Origin of the sequence: Undibacterium sp. Dicai25W, assembly GCF_049340505.1 — a bacterium.
In the GTDB taxonomy this organism is placed as follows: Bacteria; Pseudomonadota; Gammaproteobacteria; order Burkholderiales; family Burkholderiaceae_D; genus Undibacterium; species Undibacterium jejuense.
In genome coordinates, this window is record NZ_JBMPOQ010000038.1 from 1 (window position 1) to 4,741 (window position 4,741).

General features: G+C 38.9%; 6 protein-coding genes. 2 read left to right on the forward strand and 4 right to left on the reverse strand.

Annotated elements, in window-relative coordinates; all coding sequences use genetic code 11:
* Window positions 1-597: 597 nt before the first annotated feature.
* On the reverse strand, window positions 598-1,761 hold the full coding sequence (locus ACO0KY_RS19380; protein WP_423048830.1) for a DUF6575 domain-containing protein: 1,164 nt from the start codon (window positions 1,759-1,761) through the stop codon (window positions 598-600).
* The gene (locus tag ACO0KY_RS19385) at window positions 1,751-2,122 is read right to left on the reverse strand and encodes a hypothetical protein (RefSeq protein WP_423048832.1); all 372 of its coding nucleotides are present in this window, start codon (window positions 2,120-2,122) and stop codon (window positions 1,751-1,753) included. The genes ACO0KY_RS19380 and ACO0KY_RS19385 overlap by 11 nt, the downstream gene beginning before the upstream one ends.
* 517 nt (window positions 2,123-2,639) lie before the next feature.
* Between ACO0KY_RS19385 and ACO0KY_RS19390 the strand changes: the two genes are divergently transcribed.
* Window positions 2,640-3,146, forward strand: coding sequence for an antirestriction protein ArdA (locus ACO0KY_RS19390; RefSeq protein WP_423048834.1), 507 nt, complete (start codon window positions 2,640-2,642; stop codon window positions 3,144-3,146).
* A 463-nt stretch (window positions 3,147-3,609) separates the two neighbouring features.
* Here the strand turns inward: ACO0KY_RS19390 and ACO0KY_RS19395 are convergent, their stop codons facing one another.
* Entirely contained in the window at window positions 3,610-3,855 is a 246-nt protein-coding gene (locus ACO0KY_RS19395; protein ID WP_423048836.1) for a hypothetical protein, read from the reverse strand.
* 222 nt (window positions 3,856-4,077) lie between these two features.
* Here ACO0KY_RS19395 and ACO0KY_RS19400 point away from each other — a divergent pair, with 222 nt between their 5' ends.
* A complete protein-coding gene (locus tag ACO0KY_RS19400) occupies window positions 4,078-4,566 on the forward strand; it encodes a hypothetical protein (protein ID WP_423048838.1) in 489 nt (162 codons plus the stop codon).
* On the opposite strand, the gene ACO0KY_RS19405 is transcribed toward ACO0KY_RS19400, so the two are convergent.
* A partial coding sequence (locus tag ACO0KY_RS19405; RefSeq protein ID WP_423048840.1) for a hypothetical protein occupies window positions 4,555-4,741 on the reverse strand: 187 nt, incomplete at its 5' end. The two genes, ACO0KY_RS19400 and ACO0KY_RS19405, sit on opposite strands and share 12 nt — an antisense overlap.

Sequence of the window (4,741 nt, forward strand, 5' to 3'; positions counted from 1 at the left end):
AGTTCAGGTTTTATGCAAATATGCCTGCAAATCGGCAGGTTCATCGATATCCTGAAGAATACCAGGGTCATTCACCACAATTCGCGTTAATCAGTTGACGCATGAAAAGGTGTACCACTAGTGTACGGTTCACCAGTGACTCTTTTTACCTATCATGTCCGCCAATCATTCAATCGCGTCAGATTCTTATTTGGTATTTTTTCAATTTATTATTCAACCAACTTTTTACAGCGATACGAATGCAAATATTGGGAATGTGTGGATCACTTTGGTGTACCCGCACATTGAAATTTATGACGGTCAAAATATACTTAAAATTGATTGTAACGTCGCAGGATTTTCTGTGCCAGAACACGATTACCCGTTAATGCAATTCTTGGAAGAATTTCCTGAATTCTGCGAAAAAATCATTCATGCAAATGCCGTTATTCAATCCACTTATCTGGCATTTTTAAAACGATGAAATTTATTTTTCCATCCATCCCTTGCGGATGAATGGTGCGAATACCCAGCGATAAACCATCTATTGTCAGGACGATGCAAAATTTGTAGTGCTGATGTTGTCCGAGTGATTGATTGAAATCTTACACAACTTATTCAATTCGAAGGGATTGGCCGCACATCTAGTAAAGTATAAAGCCATTTTTCACTATCAGTCAGCGGATTAATGATACAAGATTCTTCTATTCTAGCTATTATCCTACTCGGCACCTCAAATTGTTTTCCCTCCAACTGTTTAACTAATTTTCCGCGCAATAAGTCACCTTCGTTCGTCATAACAGCAAAAAAATCGCTTTCAATATCGATCCCAACCAACTTGCATTCATATTCGTTTATTCGAGTTAATGCACCTTCCTGCAAATTCATTTTAGAAAGAGAGTTTTTCATTTCGTCATACGAAGCAATTGCTGATAGGGAATCACCAAATTGATTTGACCAGTCTGCCTTCAAAGAAAATCCAGCATCCACAATTATCGTTAATAAATGTTTGAATCGGCTTCTTGCAAGAACATTGTGTTTTCGAATTTCTGCCAATAAAGTATCAGGGTCATCCAAATGGGTAATTAATGTAGTGAGGATTTTATTGACCTTTTTAGTTTCCTCATCGTCTATTAATTGATTTCGATTTGTTTGTAATCGAATTCCAAACGAACTCGCAAATAGTCCCGTTACCGCCAGTTCATTCTGGTATTTTATATCTTCAGGAATCCGACGAATATTGGTGTCTGATCCGCAAGCTAAAGCATTTACTAGATTTTGTATTGCATCTAACGCTTTACCAAGAACACCACATGAAATTTCATATGGGTTTTCCTTTCTTACAAAGGCAATATCTAAGGCTTGTCTATGAGATGCCTGTGCAATATCCCTGGCGCTAGTCAATTTTTCTGGTAACGAAGATGTTGGTATATTTAAAAAATCATTTTCATCTGGCAGCCACGAAGAATCTATTTGCTCAGGCGTTATAGTCTGAAAAGAAAAATTCGCTCCAGATTTGATGACTAAATATTCGAGATTTTCTTCTGGTTTTGTAAGAATAAAGCGAATGGAAAGCTGACCATTTTTAAGCGCTAAATATCTTTCATGGCTTACTTTTAAATAAAGCCAATAGTCAGTATTCTCTATTTCATTAGCCCAAAAAACGATAAAAATCTGACCCGCAGAATCCTTGCAACTATAAAATCGTGGACCATCGTAATAATCGAGTATTTCCCAGGGTACTAAGGAGCTAATGATATTTTTTAAGTAGTTACTTTCCATCGGTGACCTCACTAAATGTTCTATGAGGTTCATCTGTTTTAAGCCACCAAGATACGTGACCGGCTGATAGTGTTTCAAGAATCAAACCATCTGTCTCGGCAATAGTCCCCTTCGCTATTTTCTTTGATTTTAAGTTCGAGTAGCGTGCCTGTCTCTTTTTAATCTCGTCAATATTCACGAATACGGAAACACTACACAATATGCACGCGTCGTCAAATTTCCGGTGCGGGAACTCAATAACAGTTGGAAGAAAATCTGATTTTTTAGCTTTGCTTTCTTCAATTAGCCTGAAGACCTCAATATTTTCGGATCGAGCATCTTGCGGTGGACAGCTAGCAGGAAAATATTGTGGCCATGTCATTTAATTTACTCGGCATTTGATTTCATAGAATTAATTGCCAGTATAGCAATCGGTCGCAAATGTGGCTATTTGAAAATCAGTTAATTTGTGGAGCCATACAGAACGCATATCGAAAAAATACTTATATGTTGTTTTTTGTGAATTTATGGTGCTTTCTTCATGGACATCTGTAATTGAACACTTTCAAGTCCAATTCCACGGCATCTCTGTTTTTGCCCGTCAATCTATCTGCACCACTTTTTCCTCGTATCGCTAAAAACGCCAAGATTTGCACGTCTGCGTATCAAAACAAGCATTCCCCTTCGGGATTTTCGGCAATCGGTTCTCTCTTCGTTGCGACTGCGATTTTGACAAATTGCTTGCATTGCTTCTTATCCAGCCATGCCATTCGTGGCTTAGGCGAAACGACTCAAAAATGATGCAGATAAACGAGTTGTGAAGTCTGCAAAAACAGAGCAAGTCTTCAATCAACTTCAGGCTCAACCAGCCTAAAAACGATACGAAAGCAGAGAACACCATGAGCACATTTTTCGCACAGCCTTATAGCTTGGATGCAGTCGGTTTTTACTTTGATACCTTGGAGGCATACACCGAGAAATCAGAAAGCCTGTTGGACGCCTTTGGCAACTCTGTAGAGGAGTTTGAAATTCAATTCATAGATGGTGACGACTGCGAGTTGTTTTCAGCGTGTGGTATCAATCAAGCCAATTTAAACCTATGGTTTGAAACTATTGCCGATTTAGCCGAGCATGAAAAAACAGCTTTGTATTACTTGTGCAGTGTTTCAAGCTACAACTTGGAAAATGCTTTGGATAAGCTGGAAGACGTGAATTTGTCCGAAGGTAATTTGAAAGACGTAGCCGAAACTCTGTTTGACGAATTTTATCTAAGCGACGTACCCGAATCAGTGCGTGCTTATATTGATTATGAAAAATATGCGCGGGATTGTGAAATGGGTGGCGATTTATACGAATTTGATTTTAACGGCACAACTTGGACATGCACCAATGCATCAGGGATTTAATCAAAATAACGTGGACAGGGTGGGCAGGTTGGACTTACTTACAGAAAGAACGTGTTTTGATTGAAAATATTGATAGGCTACGGCGTAGCCTATACGTAGCCTAGACACCAAGAAACAAAAAAGGGTTAGTGCCTACTACGGCTCTAACCCTTCATGTTCTTGGTGGCCCGGGGCGGAATCGAACCACCGACACAAGGATTTTCAAGGTATACGTTAGTCACAAAGCCAATGTTCATGCGGGTTGCAGCGTAAAACTGTGATATGTGCTACAGACTGTGCTATCAAAAAACAGTTAAAGTTGCTATAAGTGCAATATAGTCGCTGTTAAAGCTGTTAAAGCTGTTAAAGCTGTTAAAGCTGCTAAATTGCAACGTAAATTTAATTGACGTTGCGGCACACAGGATGAAAGAACAGGTGTGTGTGCAGCGAAGTGCGTAAGCAGTTGCCAATATTACTTTGTATGCTATGAAGCTGGCGCTGAAAGCGAACTTATAGTTTGCACTGCCTTCTGCTTCTTCTGTCTGTCCTTCTCCGTTTTTAATCTGTCTTGTGTCGCGTCTGCCGTAGTTTTCAGCGCATCTATCCGTGCCTTGTCAGCACTATTTTTAACTTGCGTCGGTGTGGTGGTCGTTGATGGCTTTGGAATTGCGAGCGGCTTGTTCTGAGTTGGTGTCGCCGTTAAGCTTCCAATAACTTCTTTAATTTTCATTTTTAATACTATCTCCTCTCTATATATATTTATCCCCCATCAAATTTATCCCATCCCATCCCATCCCATCCCATCGCTTTCAATTACTGCGTCAACTGCACAGCATATCTAATTGAGTAAATTTGCGATATGATTCCATTCGGAAATTATTAGAAAACTAATTTTTTCAATAGACGTCCATTCTGGCATTTCAATTTATAACTATTTTACCAATTACTTTTTATGACTCACTTATCAGACGTTTTTAAATACATTTCAAAATTTCGCCATGCTGGACATCAAGTAGGAAGAAAAGTAGGCGACATGCTAGAGGTATTAACGTATGCAGCATTAACTGCAGATAGTGATTTATCGAAGCGTCTTCATATTGAACCAAAGTTATATGGTTTTACGGACGCTGGACACAAAGTCGAATTTGCGATTCTTTCCAAGCCAACTAAATCACTAATGAAGGCTGGTGAAATTAAAGATCCAAAAAAATTAATAGGATTTGTTGAATGCAAAAAAGTAGGCGTTGAGCAAACAATTAATTCCACTTTTAAAAAGAAGTTCACCGCTCAAAAATATACATTTCAAGTAGGTGATGAAATTGACACATCATTAGGCAAACAAGGTTGGGATGAAAAATTTAAGTTTAATATTAAATTTATTCAGTTCGACGAAACTAACGGTAGTTGTCAACAAAGATGTCGCGTCAAGTCATGCTGCTAGCATTAGTTCCTCTGCCTGATTTCGTTTCGGATTCAGCCAGACCTCGTCCTTCAATTTCCAATGTGTCACCGCTTTGGATTTGTCCAACAAATCGACACGACCGATCAATTCATCGTAAGTACGCACACCCAATTGCGCCATGATTTGACGTACTTCTTCCGCAACAAAGAAGAAA

Bases quoted from the DNA above. Each gene is read 5' to 3' on its own strand.
- ACO0KY_RS19385 (WP_423048832.1), bottom strand. From the start codon at position 2,122: ATGACATGGCCACAATATTTTCCTGCTAGCTGTCCACCGCAAGATGCT.
- ACO0KY_RS19400 (WP_423048838.1), top strand. From the start codon at position 4,078: ATGACTCACTTATCAGACGTTTTTAAATACATTTCAAAATTTCGCCAT.
- ACO0KY_RS19380 (WP_423048830.1), bottom strand. From the start codon at position 1,761: ATGGAAAGTAACTACTTAAAAAATATCATTAGCTCCTTAGTACCCTGG.
- ACO0KY_RS19395 (WP_423048836.1), bottom strand. From the start codon at position 3,855: ATGAAAATTAAAGAAGTTATTGGAAGCTTAACGGCGACACCAACTCAG.
- ACO0KY_RS19390 (WP_423048834.1), top strand. From the start codon at position 2,640: ATGAGCACATTTTTCGCACAGCCTTATAGCTTGGATGCAGTCGGTTTT.